Source organism: Burkholderia aenigmatica, assembly GCF_902499175.1.
GTDB classification, from domain to species: Bacteria; Pseudomonadota; Gammaproteobacteria; order Burkholderiales; family Burkholderiaceae; genus Burkholderia; species Burkholderia aenigmatica.
Genome location: NZ_CABVQC010000003.1, coordinates 160,506 through 187,251, shown reverse-complemented (window position 1 = coordinate 187,251; position 26,746 = coordinate 160,506). Strand labels below are relative to the sequence as shown.

At 58.4% G+C, this 26,746-nt stretch carries 28 protein-coding genes and 3 pseudogenes; 5 read left to right on the top strand and 26 right to left on the bottom strand.

The window, feature by feature from the left end; genetic code table 11:
* Window positions 1–63 precede the first annotated feature (63 nt).
* From BDO18943_RS03795 to BDO18943_RS03785, 3 genes are read right to left on the bottom strand one after another with little or no spacing between them, the layout of a single operon-like run.
* Complete coding sequence (locus tag BDO18943_RS03795) at window positions 64–867, bottom strand: ABC transporter permease (protein ID WP_175021285.1); 804 nt, start codon at window positions 865–867, stop codon at window positions 64–66.
* 4 nt (window positions 868–871) lie between these two features.
* The gene (locus tag BDO18943_RS03790) at window positions 872–1,699 is read right to left on the bottom strand and encodes an ABC transporter permease (RefSeq protein WP_175021284.1); all 828 of its coding nucleotides are present in this window, start codon (window positions 1,697–1,699) and stop codon (window positions 872–874) included.
* Window positions 1,700–1,703: 4 nt separating this feature from the next.
* Window positions 1,704–2,684 (bottom strand): ABC transporter ATP-binding protein, encoded by a 981-nt coding sequence (locus tag BDO18943_RS03785; protein ID WP_175021283.1) that lies wholly within the window; start codon window positions 2,682–2,684, stop codon window positions 1,704–1,706.
* 188 nt (window positions 2,685–2,872) lie between these two features.
* Here BDO18943_RS03785 and BDO18943_RS03780 point away from each other — a divergent pair, with 188 nt between their 5' ends.
* Together BDO18943_RS03780 and BDO18943_RS03775 are read left to right on the top strand one after the other, a co-directional pair.
* On the top strand, window positions 2,873–3,730 hold the full coding sequence (locus tag BDO18943_RS03780) for an AraC family transcriptional regulator (protein ID WP_175021282.1): 858 nt from the start codon (window positions 2,873–2,875) through the stop codon (window positions 3,728–3,730).
* 44 nt (window positions 3,731–3,774) lie between these two features.
* Window positions 3,775–4,182 carry a DUF2000 domain-containing protein gene (locus tag BDO18943_RS03775; RefSeq protein WP_175021281.1) on the top strand — a complete coding sequence of 136 codons (408 nt, stop codon included), beginning with the start codon at window positions 3,775–3,777 and terminating at the stop codon, window positions 4,180–4,182.
* A 27-nt stretch (window positions 4,183–4,209) separates the two neighbouring features.
* Here BDO18943_RS03775 and BDO18943_RS03770 read toward each other — a convergent pair whose 3' ends face one another.
* The 3 genes and pseudogenes from BDO18943_RS03770 to BDO18943_RS42520 form a co-directional block, all read right to left on the bottom strand.
* Entirely contained in the window at window positions 4,210–4,560 is a 351-nt protein-coding gene (locus BDO18943_RS03770) for a VOC family protein (protein WP_175021280.1), read from the bottom strand.
* Between the two features lie 67 nt (window positions 4,561–4,627).
* Window positions 4,628–5,551, bottom strand: coding sequence for a DMT family transporter (locus BDO18943_RS03765; protein WP_175021279.1), 924 nt, complete (start codon window positions 5,549–5,551; stop codon window positions 4,628–4,630).
* A 13-nt stretch (window positions 5,552–5,564) separates the two neighbouring features.
* Window positions 5,565–5,859: pseudogene (locus BDO18943_RS42520) on the bottom strand (2OG-Fe(II) oxygenase); the annotation flags it as partial.
* A gap of 86 nt (window positions 5,860–5,945) precedes the next feature.
* Here BDO18943_RS42520 and BDO18943_RS03760 point away from each other — a divergent pair.
* Window positions 5,946–6,800, top strand: coding sequence for a LysR substrate-binding domain-containing protein (locus tag BDO18943_RS03760; RefSeq protein WP_175021278.1), 855 nt, complete (start codon window positions 5,946–5,948; stop codon window positions 6,798–6,800).
* Between the two features lie 82 nt (window positions 6,801–6,882).
* On the opposite strand, the gene BDO18943_RS03755 is transcribed toward BDO18943_RS03760, so the two are convergent.
* The 5 genes from BDO18943_RS03755 to BDO18943_RS03735 form a co-directional block, all read right to left on the bottom strand.
* Entirely contained in the window at window positions 6,883–7,584 is a 702-nt protein-coding gene (locus tag BDO18943_RS03755) for an ABC transporter ATP-binding protein (protein ID WP_175021277.1), read from the bottom strand.
* Window positions 7,584–8,357, bottom strand: coding sequence for a high-affinity branched-chain amino acid ABC transporter ATP-binding protein LivG (gene livG, locus BDO18943_RS03750; RefSeq protein WP_043180278.1), 774 nt, complete (start codon window positions 8,355–8,357; stop codon window positions 7,584–7,586). Before livG ends, BDO18943_RS03755 begins: the two co-directional genes overlap by 1 nt.
* On the bottom strand, window positions 8,354–9,625 hold the full coding sequence (locus BDO18943_RS03745; protein ID WP_043180279.1) for a high-affinity branched-chain amino acid ABC transporter permease LivM: 1,272 nt from the start codon (window positions 9,623–9,625) through the stop codon (window positions 8,354–8,356). The genes livG and BDO18943_RS03745 overlap by 4 nt, the downstream gene beginning before the upstream one ends.
* A gap of 11 nt (window positions 9,626–9,636) precedes the next feature.
* On the bottom strand, window positions 9,637–10,563 hold the full coding sequence (gene livH, locus BDO18943_RS03740; RefSeq protein ID WP_043180281.1) for a high-affinity branched-chain amino acid ABC transporter permease LivH: 927 nt from the start codon (window positions 10,561–10,563) through the stop codon (window positions 9,637–9,639).
* Window positions 10,564–10,745: 182 nt separating this feature from the next.
* Window positions 10,746–11,864, bottom strand: a complete 1,119-nt coding sequence (locus BDO18943_RS03735) for a branched-chain amino acid ABC transporter substrate-binding protein (RefSeq protein WP_175021276.1) — start codon at window positions 11,862–11,864, stop codon at window positions 10,746–10,748.
* An 809-nt stretch (window positions 11,865–12,673) separates the two neighbouring features.
* On the opposite strand from BDO18943_RS03735, the gene BDO18943_RS03730 reads away from it, so the two are divergent.
* Window positions 12,674–13,309: a hypothetical protein gene (locus BDO18943_RS03730; RefSeq protein ID WP_175021323.1), complete on the top strand. Its 636-nt coding sequence runs from the start codon at window positions 12,674–12,676 to the stop codon at window positions 13,307–13,309.
* 242 nt (window positions 13,310–13,551) lie between these two features.
* Here BDO18943_RS03730 and BDO18943_RS03725 read toward each other — a convergent pair whose 3' ends face one another.
* The 5 genes from BDO18943_RS03725 to BDO18943_RS03705 all read right to left on the bottom strand — a co-directional run bounded on the left by BDO18943_RS03725 (window position 13,552) and on the right by BDO18943_RS03705 (window position 17,463).
* Entirely contained in the window at window positions 13,552–13,941 is a 390-nt protein-coding gene (locus BDO18943_RS03725; protein WP_089452084.1) for a hypothetical protein, read from the bottom strand.
* A gap of 122 nt (window positions 13,942–14,063) precedes the next feature.
* Entirely contained in the window at window positions 14,064–14,402 is a 339-nt protein-coding gene (locus BDO18943_RS03720; protein ID WP_175021275.1) for a DUF7716 domain-containing protein, read from the bottom strand.
* Window positions 14,403–14,589: 187 nt separating this feature from the next.
* The gene (locus tag BDO18943_RS03715) at window positions 14,590–15,387 is read right to left on the bottom strand and encodes a hypothetical protein (RefSeq protein WP_175021274.1); all 798 of its coding nucleotides are present in this window, start codon (window positions 15,385–15,387) and stop codon (window positions 14,590–14,592) included.
* Between the two features lie 238 nt (window positions 15,388–15,625).
* The gene (locus BDO18943_RS03710; protein ID WP_175021273.1) at window positions 15,626–16,009 is read right to left on the bottom strand and encodes a barstar family protein; all 384 of its coding nucleotides are present in this window, start codon (window positions 16,007–16,009) and stop codon (window positions 15,626–15,628) included.
* A 917-nt stretch (window positions 16,010–16,926) separates the two neighbouring features.
* Window positions 16,927–17,463 carry an SMI1/KNR4 family protein gene (locus tag BDO18943_RS03705; RefSeq protein WP_175021272.1) on the bottom strand — a complete coding sequence of 179 codons (537 nt, stop codon included), beginning with the start codon at window positions 17,461–17,463 and terminating at the stop codon, window positions 16,927–16,929.
* A gap of 689 nt (window positions 17,464–18,152) precedes the next feature.
* Between BDO18943_RS03705 and BDO18943_RS03700 the strand changes: the two genes are divergently transcribed.
* Complete coding sequence (locus BDO18943_RS03700; protein WP_175021271.1) at window positions 18,153–18,779, top strand: pentapeptide repeat-containing protein; 627 nt, start codon at window positions 18,153–18,155, stop codon at window positions 18,777–18,779.
* A 217-nt stretch (window positions 18,780–18,996) separates the two neighbouring features.
* Here the strand turns inward: BDO18943_RS03700 and BDO18943_RS03695 are convergent, their stop codons facing one another.
* The 10 genes and pseudogenes from BDO18943_RS03695 to BDO18943_RS03645 form a co-directional block, all read right to left on the bottom strand.
* Complete coding sequence (locus BDO18943_RS03695) at window positions 18,997–19,350, bottom strand: hypothetical protein (RefSeq protein ID WP_175021270.1); 354 nt, start codon at window positions 19,348–19,350, stop codon at window positions 18,997–18,999.
* Between the two features lie 304 nt (window positions 19,351–19,654).
* Window positions 19,655–20,239 carry a hypothetical protein gene (locus tag BDO18943_RS03690; RefSeq protein WP_235995789.1) on the bottom strand — a complete coding sequence of 195 codons (585 nt, stop codon included), beginning with the start codon at window positions 20,237–20,239 and terminating at the stop codon, window positions 19,655–19,657.
* 371 nt (window positions 20,240–20,610) lie between these two features.
* Entirely contained in the window at window positions 20,611–20,967 is a 357-nt protein-coding gene (locus BDO18943_RS03685) for a hypothetical protein (RefSeq protein WP_186248673.1), read from the bottom strand.
* 266 nt (window positions 20,968–21,233) lie between these two features.
* Window positions 21,234–21,752: a hypothetical protein gene (locus BDO18943_RS03680; protein WP_175021267.1), complete on the bottom strand. Its 519-nt coding sequence runs from the start codon at window positions 21,750–21,752 to the stop codon at window positions 21,234–21,236.
* Between the two features lie 105 nt (window positions 21,753–21,857).
* On the bottom strand, window positions 21,858–22,424 hold the full coding sequence (locus tag BDO18943_RS03675) for a hypothetical protein (protein ID WP_175021266.1): 567 nt from the start codon (window positions 22,422–22,424) through the stop codon (window positions 21,858–21,860).
* A gap of 415 nt (window positions 22,425–22,839) precedes the next feature.
* Window positions 22,840–23,592: a macro domain-containing protein gene (locus tag BDO18943_RS03665; RefSeq protein WP_175021264.1), complete on the bottom strand. Its 753-nt coding sequence runs from the start codon at window positions 23,590–23,592 to the stop codon at window positions 22,840–22,842.
* Window positions 23,589–23,924 carry an HYD1 signature containing ADP-ribosyltransferase family protein gene (locus BDO18943_RS03660; protein WP_175021322.1) on the bottom strand — a complete coding sequence of 112 codons (336 nt, stop codon included), beginning with the start codon at window positions 23,922–23,924 and terminating at the stop codon, window positions 23,589–23,591. The genes BDO18943_RS03665 and BDO18943_RS03660 overlap by 4 nt, the downstream gene beginning before the upstream one ends.
* Window positions 23,925–23,975: 51 nt before the next feature.
* A pseudogene (locus BDO18943_RS43200) lies at window positions 23,976–24,999 on the bottom strand (RHS repeat-associated core domain-containing protein); the annotation flags it as partial.
* Window positions 25,000–25,716: 717 nt separating this feature from the next.
* A pseudogene (locus tag BDO18943_RS03650) lies at window positions 25,717–25,908 on the bottom strand (transposase); the annotation flags it as partial.
* Between the two features lie 354 nt (window positions 25,909–26,262).
* Window positions 26,263–26,745 carry a hypothetical protein gene (locus BDO18943_RS03645; RefSeq protein WP_175021263.1) on the bottom strand — a complete coding sequence of 161 codons (483 nt, stop codon included), beginning with the start codon at window positions 26,743–26,745 and terminating at the stop codon, window positions 26,263–26,265.
* Window position 26,746: the final 1 nt, after the last annotated feature.

Here is a 26,746-nt window from a genome sequence, read left to right as displayed (position 1 = left end):
ACGCAAGTCGCGCGTGACGCGCCGGCAGTGGCGCGTCGCGCATCACGGGCGCTCGCGCGCCGCTCAGGTACCCGTCGACGTATATTTGCGCACCCCGAACCGCCACGCGACGAAGCACGCGCCGAGGAACACGAACGCAACCGCCGGCGCGAGCGGCAAGAACCAGCCCGGCGCGCCGAGCGGATCGGGCTTGCCGAGGATCGCCAGCACCGGGAAGTACGCGATGCACGCGATCGGCACGACGAACGTCAGGAAATGACGGAGCCAGCCCGCATAAAGACTGATCGGGAACTGCGCGGCCTGAACGCCGCCGTACGTGACGACATTGACGACTTCCAGGCTCTCGACGGTCCAGAACGCGAGCGTGGCCTGCAGCACCATCAGCCCGAAGAACAGCGCGACGCCGCCGGCGATCGTCCACAGGGCCAGCGCGATCGCCGTGGCGTTCCAGTCGAAATCGAGCGCGCGCGTCGCGACGACCAGCACGACGATGCCCTGCAGCAGCCGCCCGATCACGCGCAACCGAAAGTCATGGCCGATCAGTTGCAACGTGGCCGTGCGTGGGCGCAGCAGCAGGCGGTCGAAATCGCCCGTGCGGATGAAGTCGCTGCCGAACACGTCGAACCCGCGGCTGATGAAATCGGCGATCGCAAAGCTGACGCTGACCATCCCGAAGAACATGCAGATGTCGCCGAAGCGCCAGCCCTGCACGTCGCCGAAGCGGTCGAACAGTGCCCAGATGCCGACCAGTTCGATCAGGGTCGTCAGGAACGTGCCCGCGCCGAGCATCAGGCTCGAAGCCGGATACTGGAGCTGGGCGCGGATCGAGGTGGCGAAGTAGCGGGACAGCAGGCGGGCGGTATTCATCGGTTCAGCCTCCCTGCAGGTGAAGCCGCGCCATCACGCGGTGCATCGCCGTGCGCCCCAGCGCGACGAAGGCGACGATCCAGAACGCCTGCAGCGCGAGCCCGGCCCAGGCCGCGCCCCCGCTCAGCGTGCCGATGTAGATCCGCGACGGGATGTCGAGCATCCCGGCGAACGGCTGGGCGATCAGCAGCGGCTGCAGCCAGTCCGGAAACAGGCCGAGCGGAATCAGGTTGCCCGAGAACAGGATCACGAACGCGGGCGCGAGCGTATTGATCCCGCGATCGGTCAGCGTCGCGGCGATACACAGGTTGAGCAGCATCACGAACGCGGCGGCGAGCCCGATCATCAGCATCACGGACACGACGAACAGCGCGGCCCGCGCGGCGTCCGCCGGCGGCTGCCAGGCCCATTCGCCGAACCCGGCGAGCGGCAGCACGATCGCCGCCGCGACGAACATCAGCAGGACCCGCGGCAGCGCCCGCGCGCTCATCCACGCCATCGCCCGCACGTACCACCACGTGTACGTATCGACCGGGCGCAGCCGGTCATAGCTGACCGCGCCGGTCCGCACCGCGGCCGCGACATCGGGGTCGCCGGCCCACGGCAGCAGCGCGAACAGCGCCTGCGCGATCCACGTGTAGGTCGTCACCTGCTCGAGCGTCATCGATGCATGCGCGTGCGTCGCGTGACGATAGAACGCCGCATAGATCATCACCTTGAGCGCGCCCCACCAGCATTGCGTCGTGAAGCCCGCGAGGGCGGCCGCGCGATACTGGAGCAGGGTCTTGAAGCGTGCCGAGAAGGCCGCGGCGTACGGGCGCAGGACGTCCATCGGCTCAGGCTTCCGTCGCGCCATGCAGGCGGTAGAAGCGCGCGATGACCTCCTCGATCGCCGGCTGCTCGACACGGATGTCCTCGACCGCATGCTCGGCCGCGATGCGCGCGACGAGCGCGGGCGCACCGATGACGCCCGGATCGAACGCGAGCTCGGCCGTGCGCCCCTCGCGTCGCAGCAACTGCGTACCGGCAATGTCGAGCGCCGGTGCTTCGTCCGCGAAGTCGACCAGGATGCGGCGGTCGGACAGCACGCCGGCGCGCAGCGCGTCGAACGGCTGGTCGGCCAGCACGCGGCCATGCCCGATGACGATCACGCGCTCCGCGAGCGCCTCGATGTCGTGCATGTCATGCGTCGTCAGCAACACGGTCACGCCGCGCTCGCGGTTCAGCATCTTGACGAATTCGCGCACCGCGAGCTTCGACGGCGCATCGAGGCCGATGGTCGGCTCGTCGAGAAACAGGATCGGCGGCTCATGCAGCAGCGCCGCGGCAATTTCGGCGCGCATCCGTTGCCCGAGCGACAACTGGCGTACCGGCTGGTCGAGCAGGCTGTCGAGGCGCAGCATCGCGACGAGCGCGTCGCGCGTGCGGCGGTAGGCGCCGGGATCGACGCGATAGATGTCGCGCAGCAGGTCGAAGCCGTCGATGACGGGCAGGTCCCACCACAACTGGCTGCGCTGCCCGAACACCGCGCCGATGCGCGCGACGTGCGCGATGCGGTCGTCGAACGGCACGCGGCCGTCGATGACCACCTTGCCGGAAGTCGGCCGCAGGATGCCGGACAGGATCTTGATGGTGGTCGACTTGCCGGCCCCGTTGGGCCCGATGAAACCGAGCAGCTCGCCGCGCCGCAGGCTGAAGCTGACGTCCTTGAGCGCTTCGACTTCACGCCAGCGGCGGCGCAGCAGCCCAAGCATGCCGGGCTGCCGCTCCGCGATGCGGTAGGTCTTCGCCAGGCCTTCGACGATGATCTGTGACATGCAATCCTCGCGGGTTCGTTAGCGGCCCGCGGCCGTCGGGCAGACGGTGCCGGCGCGGAAAGCGCGCGATCTTATCATGGGGCGAGACGAAGGATCGGAAGGATGCAAGCAACCGCGTGGCCGGCCCGCCCGGCGCCCGCGACCTGCGTACACTGACGGGCAGGCAACGACAACCCGCGAGGCAAGCGATGACGATAGCGGCGCAACCTGCCGGCGAGCCCGGCCACTGGCTCGTCGCGCGGCGCGATATGGAAACCGGCATCGAGAGCCTGCACGCGCATTTCACCGGCCATGCGTACGACGCGCACGATCACGACGACATGCTGGTCGGCTTCACCGAACAAGGCGTGCAGCAATTCCAGTGCCATCGGTCGGTACACACGAGCGTGCCGGGCCGCGCGATCCTGATCGAGCCGGGCGCGCTGCACGACGGCCATGCGCCCGAATCCGGCGGCTTCACCTACGGGATGCTGTACCTGCCGCAAGCATGGGTCGAGCGTGCCGCGCGCCGGCTCGACCTGCCGGGGCTCTGCGGTGTCGAGGCGTCGTTCGGCCATACGCTCGTCGACGATCGCGGCCTCGTCGACGCGATCCGGCACGCGTTTCTCGCGATCCACTACAACGAAGGCAAGCTCGCGCGCGACCAGACGCTCGACCGCCTGCTGATGCGGCTCGGTGGCGAACTGCGCACCCCGCTCTCGCTGGAAATCGGCATCGTGCCCCCCGCGATCGCGCGCGTGCGCGATCTGCTGCATGAACGCATGGACGGCAACGTCGGTCTCGACGAGCTGGCCAGCGTCGCCGGAATCGACCGGTTCCGGCTGACGCGGCTGTTCCAGCGTGCGTTCGGCACGTCGCCGCACGCGTACCTGGTGCGCTTGCGGCTGCGCGCCGCGCGCCGGCTGCTGGCCGCCGGCCGCACGCCCGCGCAGGCGGCCGCGGACGTCGGCTTCGCCGACCAGAGCCACCTGGGCCGGTGGTTCCGCCGCGCCTACCGGATCACGCCGGCCGCGTACCGGCAACTCTGCACAAACGTTCCAGACTGATCGCGCACCGCATCCGATCATGAGCGTCTCTATGAGGAGCAATCATGTTCGATACGAAGGTGGCGCTGATCGTGCGCGACGATCTCGCGGCGTGGCAGAAACTCAACGTCGTCGCATTTCTCGCGACGGGGGTCGCGGCCGAAGCGCCTGAAGCGCTCGGCGAGCCATACGAGGACGCGGCGGGCCGCCGCTACGGCCGCATGCTGGGCCAGCCGATGCTGGTGTTCGCGGCCGATCTGAACGGGCTGCAGGCCGCGCATCGGCAGGCGCTGTCGCGCGAACTCACGATCGTGCCCTACGTGCACGCGATGTTTTCGACCGGACACGACGCGGCCAACCGCGAGGTGTTTCGTGCGGGGGATGCCGAGCATCTCGACCTCGTCGGGCTGGCGCTGCGCGGGCCGAAGAAGGCGGTGGAAAAAGCGGTGAAGGGGCTGGCGTTGCATGCGTGAACGCCGCAGCCGCCTTCGCGTGGCGGATCAGCGATGCGCGAGCACGTTGACGAGCTTGCCGAACGGATCGCGCACGTAGAACCGCCGCACGCCCCACGGCTCGTCGGCCGGGCCGTATTCCACCGGAATCCCGGCCGCCTGCACGCGCGCGAGCGCTTCATCGACGTCGTCGACCTCGATCGACAGATCGGGCGTCGGCGTACCCGCCCCGCCCTGCGATGCGAAGCTGATCTGCACGTCCATCTGCTCGTCGTTGCCGTAGGTCGCGATCCAGCCGTGGTCCATCAGCAGGTCAAGGCCGAAGATCCGCTGGTAGAAGCGCTTTGCGTCGTCGACCGATCGCGTGTCGATGTTGGCGACGATCCGTTTGACTTTCATCGGGTTCCTTCACGGGGCGTGACAGTACCGCGACGCTACACCGGAACCGCGCGCGCAACCAGGGGCGTCAGCGGCCGGCCGCCTCCATGTCCGCCCGCCGCGCCCGCGCCGGCCGCTCGCCCTGCTTGCCGGCCAGCCACACGCCGATCGCGACGACGACGATGCCGAGATAGGTCGACACCTCGATCCGGTCGCCGAACATCCACGCGGCCCAGGTCAGCGTCACCGGCGGCTCGAGATAGACGAGGGTTGCCACGCGCGTCGCGGGCATGCGCTTGAGCAGCGCCCACAACGACAGGTACGCGATGAAGGTCGAGAACACCGTCAGCCACACGACGGAGACCCACACGTTCGGCTGGGTCGGCACATGCAGGTCGCCCGTGACGATCCCGCACGCCGCGAACAGCACGAGGCTCACGCAGCCCTGCACGAACAGCGGCAGGAACAGCCCGTCCTCGTTGCTGCGCGCGGCCGTCAACGCACGGCGGCGCTGATAGATCGTCGCGATCGACAGCCCCAGCGCGGACACCAGCGGCAGCAGGTACATGACGAGCCCGACCGACCCGGCCGGCAGCGCATATTGCCCGCCGATCACGATCCCCACGCCGACGAACCCGACGACGAGCCCGGCCCACTGGCGCGCCCCGCTGCGCTCGCTGCCTTCCAACGCCGTCATCGCGGCCGTGATGAGCGGCTGCAACGCGGCGACGATCGCGGCGATGCCGGGCGGCAGGCCATGCTGAATCGCCACGTACACACAGGCCAGATAGAGAAACTGCGACAGGAAGCCGATCACCGCGTGATAGCGGAACTTCTCCCACGTCAGGCGCCCGAGCTGCCGGTTGAGGACGATCGCCAGACAGAGCGTGACGAGCAGGAACCGCCAGAACAGCAGGTTGAACGCGCCGGCCGTCTCCGCGCCGAGCTTGGCGCCGATGAAGCCGGAACTCCACGACAACACGAAAACGAGCTGGAGCAGGAATAGCTGCATGGGGCGACGGTTCTCAGAAGGTTAGCGGGGACAGGCGCGGGTCTTCCGGATCCTCCGGGCGAATCGGTTCGAGCCCGAGGCGCCGGCACTGCCATTCGGCGGCGTCCCTGAGGGCAAGCTGCAGCGCCAGCCAGTTGACGATAGTGTGCGGAATGCCGGCGTTCGCGATCGTGGCGGTCGAACGTCTCCGCGGTCGATTCGTAGAACAGAAGGTTTCCGCCGTCGTGGCCGGATCGATCCGACGGCACGATGTTCAGCACGACGCGGGGGCCGTCGGTGTGCCGCATGCCCAGCTGTTCCCTGCCGTCGCCTGCCTGTTGACCCGAGAATATGGGATGCCCAATAATTCCGTCAATCGACATTACCTGAATCACTGATTCGGAAAAACCAAATCATGCCGCGTACCCTGGACGTCGACCTGCTGCGCACCTTCCACGCCGTCGCGAAACTCGGCCGCTTCAAGGATGCGGCCGTTCATGTGAATCGCAGCCCGTCGTCGGTCACCGCGCAGATTCAGAAGCTCGAGGAAATGGTTGCGCAGCGCTTGTTTACGCGAAACAACCAGGCCGTCGAACTCACCCAGTTCGGCCACAAGCTGCTGAGCGACACCACCGAGTTTCTGCTGAGCCACGACCGGCTCGTCGAATCGCTGTCGCCGCAGATGCTGACCGGCAAGTTGCGCCTCGGCATCCCCGATTCGTACGCCGCGCACTTCATGGCGGAATTCCTGCCGCGCTTCGCCGCCGACCGGCCGCTGCTCGAACTGACCGTCGAAGCGCGCGCCAGCGAGGAGCTGCAGTCGCTGTTCGCCCGCGGGCAGCTGGACATCACGATCGCCGTGGTGCCGAAAGTGCCGCCGCACGGCGAGTTGCTCAGCAAGACGCATCCGGTGTGGGTAGCCGCGCGAACCTTCAAGTTCAATCCCGACGCGCCGCTGCCGATCGCCGTGCAACTGCAGGGCTGCCCGTACCGCGAGACCGCGCTGAACGCGCTGAAGAAAGCGAAGATCGCGCACCGGATGCTGCTCGAGAGCGCCAGTTCGCCGGCAGTCGAGGCGTGTATCGCCAACGGCCTCGCGGTCGGCCTCATCGAACACGATCGCGTGTCCGGCAACCTGACGAGCCACGTCGCCGGGATCGTGCTGCCCGATCTCCCGCCGCACCTGATCACCATCCTGACGGACGACAGCAATCGTGCCGCGCTGCATCTGCGCGACATATTGAAAAGCACGTTCAGGATCGGACTGTGAAGACAAGGCCGGGAACCGGCCTTGCATGAGAAAGCGAAAGAAGAAGCACCGCCGGCCCGTTGCAGGCCGGCGGCATCCGGCGTCACCCGCCGAGGTAAGCCTGCTTGATCCGGTCGTTCGCGAGCAGGTTCGCGCCCGTATCCGCGAGCACCACGCGCCCCGTTTCGAGCACGTAGCCGCGATCGGCCACGCCGAGCGCCTTGTTCGCGTTCTGCTCGACGAGGAACACCGTGACGCCTTCGTCGCGAATCATGCGGATGATGTCGAAGATCTGCGCGATCACGAGCGGCGCGAGGCCGAGCGTCGGCTCATCGAGCAGCAGCAGGCGCGGCTTGCTCATCAGCGCGCGGCCGATCGCCAGCATCTGCTGCTCGCCGCCCGACATCGTCCCGGCCCGCTGCGTCGCGCGCTCCTTCAGGCGCGGAAACAGCTTGAACACGTGCTCGATGCCGTCGTCGATCTCGTGACGGCTCGCGAAGAAGCCGCCCATCTTCAGGTTTTCGAGCACCGTCAGGCTCGGGAACACGCGCCGCCCTTCCGGCGAGATCGCCATCCCCTGCCGCATGATCTGGTGCGTCGACATCCCGGTGATGTCCTTGCCCTCGAACAGCACACGGCCCGACGATGCGCGCGGCGTGCCGCACACGGTCATCATCAGCGTCGTCTTGCCGGCGCCGTTGCTGCCGATCAGCGTGACGATCTCGCCCTTGTTCACCTCGATCGACACGCCCGAGAGCGCTTCGACCGCGCCGTAGTGCGTATGGACCTGTTCCAGCTTCAGCATCACTCTTCCCCCAGATACGCCTTGATCACGCGCGGGTCGTTGCGGACCGCTTCCGGCGTGCCGATCACGATCGGCCGGCCGTGCTCCATCACGAGGATGCGGTCCGATACGCCCATCACGAGGCTCATGTCGTGTTCGATCAGCAGCACCGATACGCCGAACTCGCGGCGCAGCTTGTCGATCAGGTGCTGCAGCTCGATCTTCTCCTGCGGGTTGAGACCGGCCGCCGGCTCGTCGAGCATCAGCAGGCGCGGCTCGGTGATCATGCAGCGCGCGATCTCCAGACGCCGCTGGTGCCCGTACGACAGCGTGCCGGCCGGCCGGTTGGCCACCGACGTCAGCCCCATCCGGTCGAGCCACACCGCCGCGCGTTCGAGCGCTTCCTTCTCGGCATGACGATAGGCCGGCGTCGCGAACAGGCCGTGCAGCAGCCCCGCCTTCACCTTGCGATGCTGCGCGACGAGCAGGTTCTCGACGACGGTCAGCGACTTGAACAGGCGGATGTTCTGGAACGTCCGCACCAGGCCCTTCAACGCGATCTTGTGGCTCGGCAGCCCGCCGATCGCGTGGCCGTCGAGCACGACGTCGCCGCCGGTCGGCTTGTAGAAGCCGCCGACGCAGTTGAACACCGTGGTCTTGCCCGCGCCGTTCGGCCCGATGATCGCGAACACCTCGTCGCGACGCACGTCGAAATCGATGCCGTCCACCGCGAGCAACCCGCCGAAGCGCATCTGCAGCCCGGCGACCTTCAACAGTTCTGCATTCGCGCTCATTGCGGCAGCTCCACGTGGGGACGGCTCGCGGGCAGCAGGCCCTGCGGACGCCACATCATCATCAACACCATCACGAGACCGAAGATCAGCATCCGGTACTCGGCGAAGCCGCGCGCGACTTCCGGCAGCACGGTCAGCAGGATCGCCGCGAGAATCACGCCGAGCTGCGAGCCCATCCCGCCGAGCACGACGATCGCGAGGATCAGCGCCGATTCGATGAAGGTGAACGATTCAGGATTCACGAGACCCTGACGCGCCGCGAAGAACGCGCCGCCGATGCCCGCGAACGCGGCGCCGAGCGTGAACGCCGACAGCTTGATGCGCGTCGGGTTGAGACCCAGCGAACGGCATGCGATTTCGTCGTCGCGCAGCGCTTCCCATGCGCGGCCCATCGGCATGCGGATCAGGCGGCTCGTGACGAACAGCGTGAAGCCGACGAGCACGAGCGCGATCAGGTACAGGAAGATGACGACGTGGTCGCCGCTGTATTCCAGCCCGATCAGCTCATGGAACGTCTTCGCGCCTTCGACGCTCGCGCTGCGCGCCATCTCGTAGCCGAACACGGTCGGCTTCGGAATGCCCGAGATGCCGTCCGGGCCGCCCGTGAGGCTCGTCAGGTTGTTCGCCATCAGGCGGATGATTTCGCCGAAGCCGAGCGTGACGATCGCGAGATAGTCGCCGCGCAGCCGCAGCACCGGGAAGCCGAGCAGGAAGCCGAACGTCGCGGCCGCGATCGCGGCGAGCGGCAGGCACTCCCAGAACGTGAGCCCGAAATACTGGTTCAGCATCGCGTACGTGTAGCCGCCCACCGCGTAGAACCCGACGTAGCCGAGATCCAGCAGCCCCGCGAAACCGACCACGATGTTCAGCCCGAGGCCGAGGATCACGTAGATCAGCGCGAGCGTCGCGACGTCCACCGCGCCGCGCGAGCCGAAGAACGGCCACACGAGCCCGACCGCGAGCAGCACCCATACGATCACGCGCTGCTGCTGCGCGCCCATCGCGGGCATCGCCGGCAGCTTCACCGCCGATTTCGCGCGCACGAGCCACGGCTTGAACAACTGGAACAGGAACACGGCCGCGACCGCGATCCACACCGGCCGCCAATGCGGCGTGAGCACCACCTGATAGCCGTCGAGCTTCAGCTGCAGCCCGAGCACCGGAATCGTGAGGATCGCCGTCAGGAACGCGGCGGCCACGGCATTTTTCAGCGTCTGGCCGATCGAAGCATCGGCGGCCGGGCGGCGAACGGAAATGACTTGACTCATCTGCGTCTCCCTCAAACCTTTTCGATGTCCGACTTGCCGAGCAGGCCGGTCGGGCGGAAGAGCAGGATCAGCACGAGCAGGCCGAACGCGACGACGTCCTTGTACTCGGCCGGCATGTAGCCCGCTGCGAAGGTTTCCGCGAGGCCCAGCAGCACGCCACCGAGCATCGCACCCGGAATGCTGCCGATCCCGCCGAGCACCGCGGCGGTAAACGCCTTGATGCCCGCGACGAAGCCGATATACGGATTCAGCTTGCCGATCGTCAGCCCAATCAGCACGCCGCCGACGGCGGCCAGCATCGCGCCGAGCACGAACGTGAACGAGATCACGCGGTTCGTGTCGATGCCGAGCAGGTTCGCCATCTTCATGTCCTCGGCGCACGCGCGGCACGCACGACCCATCCGCGAATGCGAGATGAACAGCGTGAGCGCGATCATCAGCACGATCGTCACGCAGACGATCAAGAGGCGCGCATACGGAATGGTCACGTCGAAGTCGCCGCCGAGATGGATGTCGAACGCGCCGGAGATCAGCACCGGCACGGACACGTCGCGCGCGCCCTGGCCGATCTGCACGTAGTTCTGCAGGAAGATCGACATGCCGATCGCGGAGATCAGCGGCACGAGACGCGGGCCGCCGCGCAGCGGCCGATACGCGACGCGCTCGACCGCGAAGCCGTACAGCCCGGTGACGATCACCGACACGATCAGTGCGGCGCCGAGCACGAGCGGCAGCGGATAGCCGGCGGAGATGCCGATTGCAGTGAGTGTGACGAGGCCCACGTACGCGCCGATCATGTAGATCTCGCCGTGGGCGAAGTTGATCATGCCGATGATGCCGTAGACCATCGAATAGCCGATGGCGATCAACGCATAGATCGCACCCAGCGTCAGGCCGTTGACCAGTTGCTGGGCGAATTGCGGAAAGAAGTCAGTCATGTGCGGGAAGCTCCCGTTGGCGCCATGTCGCCTGCCGTCGCCGGATCACGGCGCGGCCGCGCGCAACGCACGGTGTCGTCTCGGGCCGCCCCGTGGCCGCGCAATGGGCAGATGCGCGGACAATACGCACCCGCCCCGTCCGGGTCGCGGACAGGGCGGAATGCGCGGGCGGGTACTCCGTCTTACTTGGCGGCGGTCTTCGTCGCGTCCTTGTGCCACGTGTACACGACGAACTTGAACGCCTTCAGGTCGCCCTGGGCGTCATACGCGACCTTGCCGATCGGCGTGTCGAACGTCGTCTTGTGCATGTACGCGGCGACCTTGGTCGGATCGGTCGACTTCGCTCCTGCGATCGAGTCGGCGATGATCTTCACCGCTGCGTACGCAGGCATCTGGAACGGGCCGTTCGGATCGCGCTTCTTGTCCGCGAATGCCTTCACGAGGCCCGCGTTGGCCGGATCGGCCGAGAAGTCGGCCGGCAGCGTGACGAGCATGCCTTCCGAGGCCGGGCCGGCGATCGCCGTCACGTCCTTGTTGCCTACGCCTTCAGGCCCCATGAACGTGGCCTTCACGCCCTGCTCGCGCGCCTGGCGCATCAGCAGGCCCATTTCCGGGTGGTAGCCGCCGAAGTAGACGAAATCGACGCCTTGCGACTTCAGCTTCGTGATGATCGCCGAGTAGTCCGAATCGCCGGCGTTGATGCCTTCGAACAGCACGACCGGGATCTTCGCGGCTTCGAGGTCCTTCTTCACCGACGATGCGATGCCCTGGCCGTACGACTGCTTGTCGTGCAGCACCGCGACCTTCTTCGGCTTCACGTTGTTGATGATGAAGTGCGCGGCGGCCGGGCCTTGCTGGTCGTCACGACCGATCGTGCGGAAGATGAAGTGGCGCTTCTTGCCTTCCGTCAGCTGCGGCGCGGTGGCCGACGGCGTGACCATCACGATGCCTTCGTTCTCGTAGATGTCGGACGCGGGGATCGTCGAACCCGAGCACACGTGGCCGATCACGAACTTGATCTTCTGGCTGACGATCTTGTTGGCGACGGCGACGGCCTGCTTCGGTTCGCATGCGTCGTCCATCATCACGACTTCAAACTTGTTGCCGCCCGCGCCGCCTGCGGCGTTGACCTGCTCGATCGCGGTCAGCGCGCCGGCCTTCACCATGTCGCCGTATTGGGCGACCGAACCGCTCATCGGACCAGCGATGGCGATCTTCACGGTTTCCGCTTGCGCGGCGGCGGCGCCGGCGGCGAACAGCACGGTGGCGACGGAAATGGACGTAAGACGGGACAGCGTCATCAGGAGCTCCTCGATGTTGTTAGTCATACGGGCAAAGGCGGCATGACTTGCGCAATCGAACAGCACCCGGGGCGAGGACATGGGACACGCCCGAGACACATAGAAGACGGAACTCCGGCGGAATGTTGCGTAGCGGGGCCCGGCTCTTGCAGTCCCCAAAGGGGACGTCTGGTTCGGAAAGACATCGTGATGCGTCTTGCATTGCGCAAGCGTTTCGCCTGCCCCGCTTGCCAAACCGCTTGATCGGAGGGATGGTCCGACAGCCGTTGGCAAGGCAGTCGAAATTATATGGGCGTTTTTAAATCGTCTGTCAAAAATGCCGGTCGACCGAGGGAAAACACGGAGGTTTTCGGGATAGGCGGTGGCGATTGGGGCGCAACCTGGCGAAGCACGAGAACGTTTGCCTGGAGTGCAATTCGGTTGCTATGAAGTGGGTCGGTTTGGCGGGTTGCCTTGTTGCGCTTGGGGTTCAGCGAATGTCGATGCCGAGCGTTGCATTTTTGGGCTACTCAGGGTCGGATTGTTTAAAATCAATCGACTGATGATTGCCTGGGCGGGCACTCATTCGGGGCGCTCGGTCGAGGCGGCAAATCTTTCTGTTTACAAACAAAACTAAACATTTGGAAGCTGATTGTTATTTTCATGAAATAATACGAATTCGCTTCTGCAATCCAGCCAGCCTTCCTGTGAGTCGCGCACGCCGCGTTTCGCGGACGCTTCAGGGCTGCTTCGACGCCCGTCCGTCGCCCAGCCGCCAGCCAGTGATCTGCCGTTTTTTCTCATCGCATATCACCTGCTTCGGAACGCTGATGAATCACCCCTTTCGCTTTTCTTCCGCCGCCGCGATCGCGTGCGCGCTTGCTCTTTCTGTTTCTGTTTCCACCGCCGATGCGTCGGGACGCGATTCGCTGGCCGATCGGCCGGCGGGTGCCAATGTGTTTCGCTCGGAGCGGTGGGCTGCTGCGCGGGATGACGAGCATGCGGCGCGCATGAACCACCGCCGCGCGCAGTACGCTGCACCCGTGGAACGCACGCCGTTCGATACGCCGGATACGCGGCCGTTGCGTGTGTCAGGCGATGCGCTTGTGGCACCGCCGCCTTCGTCCGAGCGCGAGCCCGATTGGGCATTGCCCTCGAGCCGCGTCGCGCTCGGCGCGGGCGGCAGCGAAAGTTTTGGTCGCGCCGTACCTGGACATGAACAGCGTGAGCAGAACTGGAATGAATATCTGCGCGCGAACGGCTCGCGGCCGGCTACCAGTGGCGGTTCGTATGCGCCGCAGCGGCCGTACGACACGGCGCGTGGTCCGCATGGCGCGCCGAATCCGTTCGATCCTTCGGTGCCGCAGCCGGAGTCGCGGACGTTCTACGACAACGGCGCGGGGACGCGTTGCACGGCCACTGGCGGTGCGGGGACGTCGCGGTCGTCCTGCAATATCGCCTGGTGATGCGTTGGGGCGGTCTGCAGCGGCTGCATCCAGTGCAAGACACGCCTATTTCCCCACCCACGCGGGCTGCCACACGCGTGTACAAGCCCCTCTACCTGTTCCCGTCCGCTTTGACTGGGTCGGACGCCTGGACCGCGGCAGGCTCTCGTCCGCGCTTCGCCCAGTCCTGCTGGCGCAGACTCCTCACCAAGCCATCCACACTCCAATTGGGAAATGGCATGAGATGACGCGCCTCGAGCACCTCAAAGGTAGTCCCTCTTCCTGGTCTGGATCACTTTTTTCGAGGCGTCGAAATCGTCGCCATAGATCAAAATATCCCCAAGGAACAGATGATTGACAAAAAAATCCACCAACGTCACATCGACAAGTTCATCAAACACAATCGATATCGACGAGCATTCATCGAGAAAGCAAAGGCTTTCCTGAAACTGCAGTGATATCTCGCGCGGACAAACAAGAACCCCCACCAACCCGCCACTTTGCGCGCCCTGATCGCTCAACTCAACCATCGGCTCGTTCAGCCGTTCGTCGTCTTCAAGATAGACACACGTTTGAATGGAGAAATAGCCATCCGCCAGCCTGAACGTGATCGCGTTCGTATCCAGCTCGTCATAGACAAAATCAACTTCCATCGGACGTATCGTGAGCTCCATCACCGCCCCTTTATCTCAAGCGTCGGCTTGCGCATCGCCACGGCAGCCATTTTCATCCCGCAAGTCTTGTCCACTGAAGAGCAACCATTCCTGCCGCTCACTTAGTCCTGAGGATCATAGAAATCATCCATTTCCCGGTAATAGTTGACCGCAAAGACAATATCCGCCAAAGACGCCGTCGAATTTCGACGCCGCTCGAATTCAACTATGCCTCGAAACGTCTGCATATCGAACAGCTGCCTCATATTTCTACTCTTTGCAATTTTTGGCAAATGAGTTCCAGGAGCAACATCTTCGAGCTCGTCATCTCCTTCCAGAAGGAGAATTTCCGCGCGCCATGGGTCAGCCATCCATGCCCCATGATCAACAAAAAGAGCCGAATCCCAATCGAGACTGTCCAGCTCGTCGAGCAGGTCCTGGACCGAGCGATAAATCTTCATCTACACCTCCCAAATCGGCAGGATTTCCCGCCAGCCGTTGTTTAGCTTGCGAATTCGACGGACAAACACATCGCACCCGAAGTGTCCGGTCGACACGCTGAGCGAGTCCGTCATCACCAAGCGCTCTAGTTGCGTGCCGGCCATTGCCTCGGCGGCGTACGGTACACGCGCCGCTTCGGAAACAGGCTCAAGGTAGCTTTCGCAACGGCTTATTCACGGGCGCTTTCTGCCAGGCGAGCAATATTCCGGACTCTCCGCACGCGTCGTTGACTCCGAGCAACTCCGTCTCCTTGACCGACCAGAGCCACATGTGGTTCGAAATGCTTTCCAATGATCCGCGAGACGAATCAGATCTGATCCATTCCTTCAACGAAAGATCACCGACACGGATCTCCATGTGTTCCCCGTTGAGAACATTCAGGGGATAAACCATCCTGAGCTTTCCGCGCTCGTAGCTCGCCGTTCCCGGCGATCTGCCAGGGAGATTTCTCGTAAAAAGAGACGTATTCTCGAATGGGAAAATTCGAATCAAATTAACGCCAGTTGAATACTTATATGCAATCGATGCGCTTTCAGCGCCATAAGCAATGGCATATTTAAAGCTCATGTGCATTGCGACAATTTTCGCAAATTCCTCTACTTTTTTATCAATTCCATAAATTGACATTCCTATCTGAACATCGATGAACGACAGGCCGCCGTATGCCGGGACATTGTAGCCAAACGAAATGGCTGGAGCGCCATCACTTTCTCCGTCGTTGTACACCTGACATGCCAAGGCTTCTCCACCGCAGATCTTCCCTTCCAAGTCAGCCAGCAACACCTCACGCTCACCAATAAGCCGCTCCCCGTTCTGGACGACGAATTCCAAAAGGGACGCCTTGGTTGCCTTGCTACCAAATTGGGAAAAGAGATTCTGGGCGACTGCCAGCGCAGATGCCGCCTGAGTCGGATCGGTTCCGTAAATGACGATTCCTGTGTACATGGGTGCTACCTCCTTCGGCGTCGCAGTTGCGCGCTCACCTGAGATCGTGGTGCTGACGGAGTTGCCAAGATCGGTAGGTGTATGCAAGCCAGCGGGTCAGGGTGTACTCGTCGAGTACCTCGCCATGCGCGTCGTACTTCAGCCTGCCCCGATTCTTCAGCAACGAAGCACGAGGGACGGCGTGTACGACCTGGCGGACGATTAACTGTGATCACAAGGATTCCCCGTGCCCGCTTGTTCACACCCGACATGGGGTTTGAACAACCAGCAGCGTCTTCGCTCTGGATCCCGTTACGTCCGGATCAGCCAGCGTAACGCACAGGTCGATGAGTATATCCGTCGCAATAGCAAAGGCTTCAGGTTCCACTGCTCTCAGACAGTCCGAATTTGGCCAGAAGATCGCGATTCTCTCGTGCTCTATTTCATCCAATCCCGACGACAGGGAATCAGCCAAAGCGTCCCAGCTTCGATTGCTGTACAAGGGTGGATCTAGTGGACATGTACTACGAATCGCGTCGAAGAACTGTTCCTTCGATGCGATGCCTGCAGGCAAGAAAACAACCAACCAATCACCGCGACCGCATTCTTCCGCAATGCGCTTCGCTTCGGTCGAATCGGTCACATAAAGCCCTGGCCTATCCAGCATCATGAGTCAACCGATTTGAACAAAAGCATGACCTTCTGCATCACGCGCAATACGCTTCACCGCGGCGCATCGCACCTCAAATTTATACAACCCTCAAATATCGAAATACCACTCAATGAATTCATTAAAATCACTCCATCGAGCTACCATACTTCCATTCACGAACTCTTCCAAAGAATTCCCTAGCCCAACATCAAAAACCCCGCCCGTCTTCGTGTCATAGAAATACCCCCAGCCCCCGGAGAATGCGTCCAACGGAATATACTGCGCTGGAATTTTAAGAACCTCGCGTACGACCCTCAATCTCCCGTCATAGTCAGAGTTATTCAAAAACCAGCAGATTTGATATATCTCACCGTTCCGGGACGTGAAAGTCGGACCATCGTCCACATGCAAATAAAATTGCGCAAAATCCGACGATATATCCAATCCCATTCTCGAGATGGCACTTCTACACGCCGGGTCAACATCATCAAACCACCATTTCCTATCTTTACAAAACTTGATGATCGCATTCGATAGCAAATTTCACCCCTCAATGTCGGACCCGCGTTACACCTTCATTTCGTCGAGAATACTCATCTTCGACGCATTGCCTTCCCGTATGGATCGCAGGCCTCGCGACAATACGGGCGGCACGAAAATCCGTGCACCCACCGACTCGGATCGAGTCGACCACTCAATCACAAATCGAGACCATTGCGAAGCCATCGCTACACCCCATGCCTTCGTCGAAAGGAAGTAGAAAACCTCGTTACTACCGATACGAATCCCGACCGACCTGCAATCGCCCTCATCGCTTTTCGCATGAGTACATGCGAAAGCCATGCCGCCGATCCGAACCACAAAGCTCACTCAACAAACCATTCAGAAAGACACACCTTAACCTCGATTCAGTCAAGTTGCACCTTACGTCGACGCGGCACGATATTATTTACGAAATCTGAAAACGTTGGCGCAATACTAACGACGTCATCCACATCTCCATCCGATTCCCACAACACATATTTTACTTCACCCGTCTCCACATCAACCCAAAAATCATTATCCCCGGCATCTCCAGCGAATGGAAAGTGTGTCCGGCAAAACCTGTCTCGCCTTTCGGAATACTTCGCCCTCAGTCCGCGAACCTTCTCTGCAGAACGGAGGTTAACCTCATTTTCATCGAAATATCTTTCACCAAGATAGTAAAAACCCTCCACCTCCATCGAATCAAAATCTCCAGGAGCCAGATCAAAGAAAACATCCCGATAGAAATACGCCCCACCATTAAAATACCCGCCGTTATTTTTTATATAGAACCCGACAAAATCATCCACCCCGTTAAAGCGAGCTCCGGACAGCACTTCCCTCACTATTGCTGCCGACACCGAAGGGCCTTGATCACAAAAATCGAAACCATCACCGCTGAATAAATTCTCAACCAGCATTTATCGACCCCAACAGTTAGCGCCTTCCTCATCATTCTTCGCGGAGACGTTGTTTCTCTTGGCCGTCTCCTCGATTGTGACTACTACCACGAAGATCGGCGTGTGCATTGCTTGTTCACACTCAACTCGAACATGCACACACATCCCCTCTGATACGTAGCGAGTGAGTTGACATACTCGAACACTCGCGACCATACGTCTCGCGACGGTCATCTACATTTATTTCGCAATACCTCAAACGCAACTTACCCCGTCGAATCCAATTGATACCAGTCTCACGTCAATCGAGCAAGATCTCCATCCGACACCGGCCAAAACTCATCCTGAATCCATTTTGGGGGCTTACTCAGACACTGCTCCCGGGCCACTTCACACACGTCTTCCACACTCATGAGGCGTCGTCCGATCGTCTCAGGACAGCCGTGCCGCGTGCGGCTGGATACTCGCGAACATGCCAAAAGAGCGGTTGTATGTTGGACAGCGAATGGACGCAGAATTTAAGATGCGAGTTGCCAACGATCCGTCATTGGCGCATCTCACAGTGACGAAGTCTGGGCAGTTCGGCGCCGACGTCGTAAATCGAAAGACAGGGAGCTGGTGGGATCTAACAACGGAAAATGATTGGAGCAGGGGCATGCACCAGGCTAAGTATGGAGATGGTGGGTCGGGATTATTCTGGGACCGATAAAATGGACGAAAGATTTAAATGGGTTGGGTGGGATTTTAAGACGTCTATTTCCAATGAGAAATTTGACGGGTTTGACTTTTCGGAGACCGATTTTAATCATCCGGTTTTCGATCGGGTTGAATTCAACGATTGCTTTTTCGTTCGTTCTATTCTGAATGACGCCAGGACATATGGATGCGTATTCCGAAATTGCTCATTTTTGGGTGTTGATCTGAGAACCATAACATTGGGGGCTAGGGGTGGTATTTTTGAAAAATGTAAATTTGACAAATGTGATTTCCGTGGTGGGATGTTTTTCCGTCCGGAATTCATTGAGTGCTCGTTCTCAAACTGCAAGTGGAAGGGGGTAGATTTTAAAGCGAGTTACCTGGAGCGTTGTAAATTCTCGGGTAAGCTGCAGGACGTCGTTTTTCGGGGTAGATACACGGATGATTTGACGGAAGGGGCTAGATTTAATTCTATGAAAGGAGTTGATTTTTCCAGTGCTATATTGGGCGAATACGTGGCGTTTGATGACTGTGATTTGTCAAGTGCTATCCCGCCAAAAGGAACATCTTTTGAGGCGTTGTTAAAAAAATCGGAGCTTAGGTCGGGGAATTATTTAATCACTGTCGGCAGCTCGAGCTGAATGTGTCCGTCCGATCGTTCGGCGCGTAGCGCAGTCCGGTTGTGCGTCGGGGTTGGGGTCAGGATCACGGGCAACTCCTGCCGCTCCGACTAAGTACGAGGGCCTGTAGTTGGTTATAGCATCGACGCATAACGCCGGTACAAGTCCAACCACGTCCGCTAGCAAAGAGAACGCCCATGTCATTGCTTCGACGATCACCTGCCGCTTTCTCTTTAAATTATTCATCAAGATCGCTCGTCAAACGGAACGGATACGCCCATGCTTCGTATACCCTCCTCTTCAGCTCCTCACTCATTTCCTTCCCATCACGAGCTTCAATTTCGCCTATCCTTGATATCACATAGCTCTCGTTTTCCTTGTTACCTTTCTGGTAAAACCTGACTTCCAACTCGCCGAGATCACCCGCCTTAATAAGACTCTCAAACGCACCGTTAATTAGCGGACTAGAGGCAAAAATATCCGCCTCCGCATCGTCGCAAGAAAATTTCAAGTACAGTATTGCCTTCTTCAGAGCAGAAATCTCACCAACGCTTAAGGAAACACTCCTTCTCGGTTCATCGTGATCAGTCATTTGTATCCACCCTCTCTAGAAATCAACCGACGACTAGTCATACTCACACATCAGGCGGCATGGCGACATGCCGACATCATCAATAAACTCCGTCAATATTTCTCCGATACCACACGGAAACTCTGTCTTGGAGTGAAAGTATTATTTTTTTATGTGATCGCAAAAACAAGCGTCCATGAGTCGCATGAACCATAAGAGAATGGCACCCGAAACGGAAGCCGTCCAATCGGAAGCGCTAGTACGCGCCCTCGTATTTCAATACTAATCGCACACGCTCATTTTTCAGGTGCTTCGAGCACATAATTCATTTTGACGATTTTGCTACGAAATAGGCGAGCGTGTTGTTAGTTAAATAGTTTCCTTTCGACCCATCGAACATCACTGCTGCATCCGGTCCAGCAAAAAATCGAGTCTCTGGCTTATCTCTAACAGCGCCAGTCTCACGGTCAATCAAGAACGTCTTCATCGAAAATTTCTTGAATATTTTCCAAACCGTCTTAACAAACCGATCCGTTGTCTCATCAAATTTAGGGTCATAGGATGCCGCCAAACGACCGTCTCGTAGGCTACCCGGTGCATATTTAGCTTCACGTGACCGTAGAAACTGAATGGCCCCCGGCCCCTCCATAGATCCAATATAGCCGGACCCGCTTGGATGAGGAGCAACGAATTCACGCGTATAGCGCTCCACAGTACAAATCGCTTCATCGAGAATCACGACATCGGAGAATAGCTGCCCGCTACACTCGGACATGCTGTGATGTACAGGGGGAACGCGCGAATTCCATATGTACGAGTCGATAAATTTGACATGAGGAATATGCGCTCTCAGCAAATCAGAGAAAGCCGCTTCGTCAACACGTGTCATGAAGGTTTGCAACGTTGGCATCTTAGCGATCAAAATTGCCTCCTTTCTTTCATCTGGTAGCGGCGGTTCAGGGTGTCGCTATCGTCGGATTCAAATCCCTCGGTCGCGAGATCGATCCCTACTAAACAATCGTGATACCAATCGCACTCGGATCCGGGTTACAGAGCCTGCACGACCCACTCCTCCTGCGCCCCGCTACCCTAAACCACTCGATGAGCGTGCCAGATCGACTCGCCGTTCGCGTTGGCCAGTGCCTCCGGCCATCCTCTCACGTTGTTATAAAAGTTCTGCACATCGGCTTCACGCCACCATCGCACCCTGGTCATACAGACGAGCGGCACGGGGCTATCCAGTTTTCCGACTCGGATAAAAAATGAATCAATTCTCAAAAGCTAAGACCTAAACCGATCATTTTCACGATAGTAATTTACTTCATCAACAAACCACTTTACGCCCCCTCCACTCCCGATCTTATTTTTTAAAATATGATCCAGTTGATTTACCAGCATCCAACACCTCAAATTATACGACTCAACCGCCTTCGGCATCTCCATATCCTCATCATCCAGATAAATTCCATCATCGTCCAGACTCTGAATGTATTCCCACGGGATGTGGAAGAATCTTGAACCCTCTGGATCATTTTTCCATGAATCCAAGTTGGCATAGATCCAGTCCTTTCCTGGTAGGAATGGGATATTTTCAACCAGCTCAACCAGAGAATTGTAAGATTGCATATCCTCCCTCATATGGATTATCCAAAACCACGATCACTTCCAAAAGGCTGCAACGAATTACCTTAAACTTTCGTAGCGAGCCCGTCAAATTCCTGCGCATTGGTGTCGTTAGCTGCTGCCCTACCCTGGTCGACGCGCGGACGCGGCACATCGGATGAGGATGCGTAGACCAGTGCGTTATGCGGGGGCAAATCTAGCGACTCGCGACGCTGTCCATAAATTCCGCAGACATCTCTTTGGATTCACACGAAGGCACCATATTGGAACAATACTCTTTCTCAAGAGACACCTTTCGGCCCATCCCAGTATTTGGCCCCTTGATAATCCATCAGCCGTTCCAAAAAAATCTTCAATGAATCTGCTAATCGTGGCCAATTACATCTTCCGTCCAAAGGCAAACTGACGTAAACAGCCCCCTCCGAATTCATCAACAACAATTCAGAATCCCCGTAAAAACGAGCGAAAATAATATCGCCGTCCAGAAACTCTCCACCACGAATTCGCTTTTGCTTCAAAGTCGCCTCAACTGCCTCCCAAGGCGACAATACCTCGATCCCCCATTGTCCAAACCCAACATCCTTGAACAAATCTGCGTGACCAGAAATTCGCCAAAACGCTACAAGCTCATATGCAGAATCCGGAATACCTTCGATCGCGACGTCGCCCGCAATGCCGTCAAAGATGCAACATTTTAATAAGAATGGGCATTCCCGACCAAAGTGGATGACCTTTCGCTCAACCGACCATTCCAACTTCATCCTCTCAAAAATGGCATGCAAGTCTTGATAGTTGGTCAAAATTCCTCCGGAACTCACCGATTGCCACCTTCCACACTTATCCCGAATCGCCGTCAAATATACCCCCCGCGCGCCCTATTTTTCATCAACAAAGCACACTTAATTTCAGAAAGAGCACACCCACAACTCATTGAAAATAAATTCTGGATCCAAAAAATCAATCAATTTTTCGAAGTCATCAAATTCACCTGGCAATGGAAGGCCCACTCCCTGGATGTCATCAACCTGGACGAATCCACACCATGCCATCTGCTTCTTTGTCATTTTCAACACGTCACCGACGGTCATCCCGGGCCACAATTTCCCCTGATAACTCCCGTGAAATTCCGCATTACACGCTAGATTTTCTATACGCCCGTCCACAGAGTCGTGGTAGATGGTAATTACTCCACCATCTACCTTCAAAGTATTTTTATCCAGATACTCAATTAGATGCGCCCCATTCAGTCTATCGACAACATTTTTGACTTCCTCACCGAGAAGAATTCCTCCCAGTGATTTCCCCGGAACAATTACATTATTCAACATGTGCCCTTCCCTCATCGAGAGCCGTTCAGTCGCATTTGGCCTGGGGTCGATGATGAATCTTGCTTTGCCCGGGTCGCCACAGCTATCGGGGCAAAGCAAGTCACCGGAATCTGGCGTATTTACCGAAGCAGCCCGCGTCGACATGGCCGCGGCTCGCGCACATCGACCTAGGTTACTTGGATGAATGAGCTACAAAATACACGAGTGCGTTGTTAGTTAGATAGTTTCCGTTCGAACCACTGAATCGCACTGCAGCATCCGGCCCTGCAAAGAAGCGGGTTGCTTAGCCGTCAGTCGCCCGATCGCGTCGCGCTCGTATCGCGTCTCGATCTGCCCATCGCGTACGAGCGTGCCTTGCCCGCACACGTCGTATTCGTATGTGCGCTTGTTGCCACGCAGGTTCTGCGGTCTTGGTACATGGACTGACGACGGCGCAGCTTCCTGCACCTCGCCCCATACCGGGATCGGTCGCTGAGGTGCCCGAGCGATCCATTCCTCCTGCACGGCATTACCCCACACCTTGTAGCGCGCCTGCCAAACCAACTCACCGCCAGCGTCATTAAGAAAGGGTAATTATTTTACAAGTCTGCTTATAATACGAAAACACTTCATCGATTTCCGCCGAAATGACTTCCCAGTCCCCGCCGCCAAGTCCCGCGCCGATCATAGGCATTTGCACCGAAAGCCGATTAGCTAACGCAAATTCGCAAATTTTACTGAGGCATATCTCGAGGTCAGAGTACGAAACGTATTGAGCAACGTCGCGACTACTCTTGCGAATCCCGTCCTGAGAAACCATGTTCGCGACAAATATCCGTTTTTCGTCATCCACAGACAAAAATTGAACCATTCCGAGTGGAGGCCGCCGTTCATCTCGGAACAATTCGAGATAACCATCTCGTGCGACAGGGTATTTCTTGCCAAGAGAAACAACAAAGCCACGCCCCCATTTCCCACGATTATTTACCACGTGAGCAATCAAGGTTGAATTTTCCCGTGGCACAGCCGCATCCCCAACTTCATAGACAATCGACAGCCCTTTGGGAGGATTGCCTACAGCCACCTTCCAGACATGCTCGAAATCTTCTCGTTTGATTTCGTCATTTGGAGAAATTTCAAGTTCGCTCTTCATTCCATCAAAGAGCAAGAATCCTATCTCAGAATTCCAATCACCTACCGATGAAGATGCATAGATAACTCCACCATCGGGATGGCTAATCTGGCGCGTCGCGACGCCGTCGAGAAATTCCGTATAAACCTCCCCTGCGCCACACGGAAACTCTGTTTTTGAATGAAAATATTCTCTTTTCATGAGCAACTCGATCCACTTCTTTTCACACGATTCGAAATATCAAGTGGCCCACTCCCTTCAACCAAGAAAGTTCCTGGACGCGGCTCCTTGACATCCAAACCCGGAACATCAATTTCCACAAAATGCGTGATGCTATTAAGTTTTCGTGCATCGCCGTAAATATTTGCCGCAAGCTGTCCTAGTGACATCTTTCCAGTTCCAGCAGCATCGGCCATAGTCCTACCGCCAATCATATCGGGAGATATATCAGTGAAATACTGACCATCTCCAAACCTTGCATGTACGGGCCCATGCGACGCATTCAAAAGTCCACTACTCGTAATGCCCTCCATACCATCTTGGGTTGTGTAGTGGTAAAGCGTTGTTATATCGTCGCCAGTCAGTCCCCATGGGTCAATCCACGAGACCGGGTTAGGCGCGTACCGATAGAGGTTCGCCCCCCCAGCAATCCAATCGGATCCGGGCTGATGAAGCGCCCGATATCCGGATCGTAGAACCGGAAGGTGTTGTAGTGCAGCCCGGTCTCGCGGTCCAGATACTGCCCCTGGAAGCGCAAGTTTTGCGGTCGCGGGGCATGTATCGATGTCGGCGCGGCCACCGACACTTCACCCCAGGCGGCTGTCGACCGCTGCGGCACCCGCGCAACCCACTCCTCCTGCACCGCATTGCCCCACACCTTGTAGCGCGCCTGCCAAACCAGCTCGCCACCAGCGTCGGTCAGTTCCTCCGGCAGTCCCGAAACATCATTGTGGAAGTAATAAACCGCATCCCGCGCATCCGCGTCATTCGCCGCCGCCTTCCCGTGATCAATCCGAGCGAGCGGCACATAGCTATTCGACTCGTACAAATACGTCAGCGCCTCCTCGCCCTGACGATCGCGATACGTCTCCTGCACCAACCGCATGCCGTCCCACAGGAAATCCGTACTCGCATAACTGCCATTGAGCTTCCGGATCCGTCGGCCGAACGCGTCGTACTCGAAATGCGTCGTCCCGACACCAAGCCGGTCCTTCGTCACGACGGTCTTGCGCTGGTTCCAATCGTCGTACTCAAGAACCAGCTCTTAGCAGGCCCGTGCCCACTCAGCTTGCGGACCAGTCGCCCATACGCGTCGTACTCGAAGCGCTTGTCCTCGAACATCTTGAGCCGATTGTGCTCGACGTAACCACCCGGGTGATCGCTCGACACCAGGTTGGCCGCGGCATCCCAGCGAAACACTTCCGACGGCAATCCCGGCCCTACCGCCTGTTCGATGCGCCCGGTCGGGTCATACCGATAGCTCGTCGTGCCGTAACGCAGATCCCGCTTCTGGATCACGTCGCCCGCTGCATCGTATTGCCACTGCTTCGCCAGCAACTCGTCCGCTGCCCGACCTCGCTGTGCAACCTGACGAGCACAACGGCCAACTTGACATAGATTCAGTCCTTTCCTGGAAGGAATGGAATATTTTCAACCAGCTCAACCAGAGAATTGTAAGATTGCATATCCTCCCTCATATGGATTATCCAAAACCACGATCACTTCCAAAAGGCTGCAACGAATTACCCTAAACTTTCGTAGCGAGCCCGTCAAATAAATCCGCCCGCAGCGCTACTCAGTTTCCTCAACAATATCAATACATCGTTGTGGAAATAATAAACTGTGCCCTGCGCATTGGTGTCGTTAGCTGCTGCCCTACCCTGGTCGACGCGCGGACGCGGCACATCGGATGAGGATGCGTAGACCAGTGCGTTATGCGGGGGCAAATCTAGCGACTCACGACGCTGTCCATAAATTCCGCAGACATCTCTTTCGATTCACACGAAGGCGCCATATTGGAACAACACTCTTTCTCAAGAGACAGCTTTCGGTCCATCCCAGTATTTGGCCCCTTGATAATCCATCAGCCGTTCCAAAAAAATCCTCAATGAATCTGCTACTCGTGGCCAATTACATCTACCGCCCAAAGGCAAACTGACGTAAACAGCCCCCTCCGAATCCATCAACAACAATTCAGAATCCCCGTAAAAACGAGCGAAAATAACATCGCCGTCCAGAAACTCTCCACCACGAATTCGCTTTTGCTTCAAAGTCGCCTCAACTGCCTCCCAAGGCGACAATACCTCGATCCCCCATTGTCCAAAGCCGAACCTCGGCGCTCTGATCCAGCTCCGCCTGCCGCACGACGTCGGGCCTGCCGAACTTCAGTTTCCAAGCGCAAAGGCTGTGGATCGTGATGCCCAGCCGCTGCGTCACATCCGCCACCGAATAACCTCGTTCGGTTACCTGCTTGACTGCCTCGATCTTGAATTCATCCGTGTACCGCTTGCCGCTCATCCTGACCTCCTCGGTTGCCATAAATTATGGCTCGAAGATGTCTACGAAAAGCTGGCCGGTCCAAACCGATTTTCCCAAAAAATTAAGGATCACACTCCAAAGCCAGTCGTTGACTCGTGAGATAGGTGCATGGCTCAGCGCACGCACCGTCGTGCGTGCCCCGCTTTAGCGACTAAAGAAAGAATGCCTCCGCGCAGCATTCAACGCATGCCGGAACGGGATCCCATTGTCCTTCATCACACAGTCCACCAGACCACAGAGCCACCAAAGACAGATACGCAAGACCTGCTTGTGCCCAATGCATGTATGCGCCGTGCTCCTGTCGAGTAGATTTTGGTTTCATCGGAGCCGCAATTACTCGACAACATCAACATCAGGATTTAATTTTTTATAAATATCTATAGCTTCCGCACCAACATTTGAAATCGATCGAGATCCACACGGCTCGAATTTTTCACATACCTCATTATTTTCATTAACATAACGCTTTCTTAACCTATCATAAAAACAGTGACTCAAAAAAACATCCATCTCCGAGTCATCCAAGTGACCCACATTCTCAAACCCACCTCGCGCCCTCCAGTCCATTGTTGTGACAAGAGCGGGAGGCACAATCAAATTATTTTTATCCAGTACAAATTTGGCATTTTTTTCGACTGAAATCTCATTGTAGAGATAAATGATGCAGAGCCTCTCTGCGCCATATTTGAAATCATCCCTCACAACGAGGCCAGGGATGAATCCAATGCCTCTCATGTGCATAACAAATAAATCTCCTTTCTTGGGATTGGCTTTTTTTCCGCCATCCAGAAGATTCGATATGTCCTTCATTTTCACT

Excerpts from the sequence above, each read along its gene's own strand:
- BDO18943_RS03795 (WP_175021285.1), bottom strand. The coding sequence starts at position 867 with ATGAATACCGCCCGCCTGCTGTCCCGCTACTTCGCCACCTCGATCCGC.
- BDO18943_RS03790 (WP_175021284.1), bottom strand. The coding sequence starts at position 1,699 with ATGGACGTCCTGCGCCCGTACGCCGCGGCCTTCTCGGCACGCTTCAAG.
- BDO18943_RS03785 (WP_175021283.1), bottom strand. The coding sequence starts at position 2,684 with ATGTCACAGATCATCGTCGAAGGCCTGGCGAAGACCTACCGCATCGCG.
- BDO18943_RS03780 (WP_175021282.1), top strand. The coding sequence starts at position 2,873 with ATGACGATAGCGGCGCAACCTGCCGGCGAGCCCGGCCACTGGCTCGTC.
- BDO18943_RS03775 (WP_175021281.1), top strand. The coding sequence starts at position 3,775 with ATGTTCGATACGAAGGTGGCGCTGATCGTGCGCGACGATCTCGCGGCG.
- BDO18943_RS03770 (WP_175021280.1), bottom strand. The coding sequence starts at position 4,560 with ATGAAAGTCAAACGGATCGTCGCCAACATCGACACGCGATCGGTCGAC.
- BDO18943_RS03765 (WP_175021279.1), bottom strand. The coding sequence starts at position 5,551 with ATGCAGCTATTCCTGCTCCAGCTCGTTTTCGTGTTGTCGTGGAGTTCC.
- BDO18943_RS03760 (WP_175021278.1), top strand. The coding sequence starts at position 5,946 with ATGCCGCGTACCCTGGACGTCGACCTGCTGCGCACCTTCCACGCCGTC.
- BDO18943_RS03755 (WP_175021277.1), bottom strand. The coding sequence starts at position 7,584 with ATGCTGAAGCTGGAACAGGTCCATACGCACTACGGCGCGGTCGAAGCG.
- livG (WP_043180278.1), bottom strand. The coding sequence starts at position 8,357 with ATGAGCGCGAATGCAGAACTGTTGAAGGTCGCCGGGCTGCAGATGCGC.
- BDO18943_RS03745 (WP_043180279.1), bottom strand. The coding sequence starts at position 9,625 with ATGAGTCAAGTCATTTCCGTTCGCCGCCCGGCCGCCGATGCTTCGATC.
- livH (WP_043180281.1), bottom strand. The coding sequence starts at position 10,563 with ATGACTGACTTCTTTCCGCAATTCGCCCAGCAACTGGTCAACGGCCTG.
- BDO18943_RS03735 (WP_175021276.1), bottom strand. The coding sequence starts at position 11,864 with ATGACGCTGTCCCGTCTTACGTCCATTTCCGTCGCCACCGTGCTGTTC.
- BDO18943_RS03730 (WP_175021323.1), top strand. The coding sequence starts at position 12,674 with ATGAATCACCCCTTTCGCTTTTCTTCCGCCGCCGCGATCGCGTGCGCG.
- BDO18943_RS03725 (WP_089452084.1), bottom strand. The coding sequence starts at position 13,941 with ATGGAAGTTGATTTTGTCTATGACGAGCTGGATACGAACGCGATCACG.
- BDO18943_RS03720 (WP_175021275.1), bottom strand. The coding sequence starts at position 14,402 with ATGAAGATTTATCGCTCGGTCCAGGACCTGCTCGACGAGCTGGACAGT.
- BDO18943_RS03715 (WP_175021274.1), bottom strand. The coding sequence starts at position 15,387 with ATGTACACAGGAATCGTCATTTACGGAACCGATCCGACTCAGGCGGCA.
- BDO18943_RS03705 (WP_175021272.1), bottom strand. The coding sequence starts at position 17,463 with ATGCTGGTTGAGAATTTATTCAGCGGTGATGGTTTCGATTTTTGTGAT.
- BDO18943_RS03700 (WP_175021271.1), top strand. The coding sequence starts at position 18,153 with ATGGACGAAAGATTTAAATGGGTTGGGTGGGATTTTAAGACGTCTATT.
- BDO18943_RS03695 (WP_175021270.1), bottom strand. The coding sequence starts at position 19,350 with ATGACTGATCACGATGAACCGAGAAGGAGTGTTTCCTTAAGCGTTGGT.
- BDO18943_RS03690 (WP_235995789.1), bottom strand. The coding sequence starts at position 20,239 with ATGCCAACGTTGCAAACCTTCATGACACGTGTTGACGAAGCGGCTTTC.
- BDO18943_RS03685 (WP_186248673.1), bottom strand. The coding sequence starts at position 20,967 with ATGAGGGAGGATATGCAATCTTACAATTCTCTGGTTGAGCTGGTTGAA.
- BDO18943_RS03675 (WP_175021266.1), bottom strand. The coding sequence starts at position 22,424 with ATGTCGACGCGGGCTGCTTCGGTAAATACGCCAGATTCCGGTGACTTG.
- BDO18943_RS03665 (WP_175021264.1), bottom strand. The coding sequence starts at position 23,592 with ATGAAAAGAGAATATTTTCATTCAAAAACAGAGTTTCCGTGTGGCGCA.
- BDO18943_RS03660 (WP_175021322.1), bottom strand. The coding sequence starts at position 23,924 with ATGGAGGGCATTACGAGTAGTGGACTTTTGAATGCGTCGCATGGGCCC.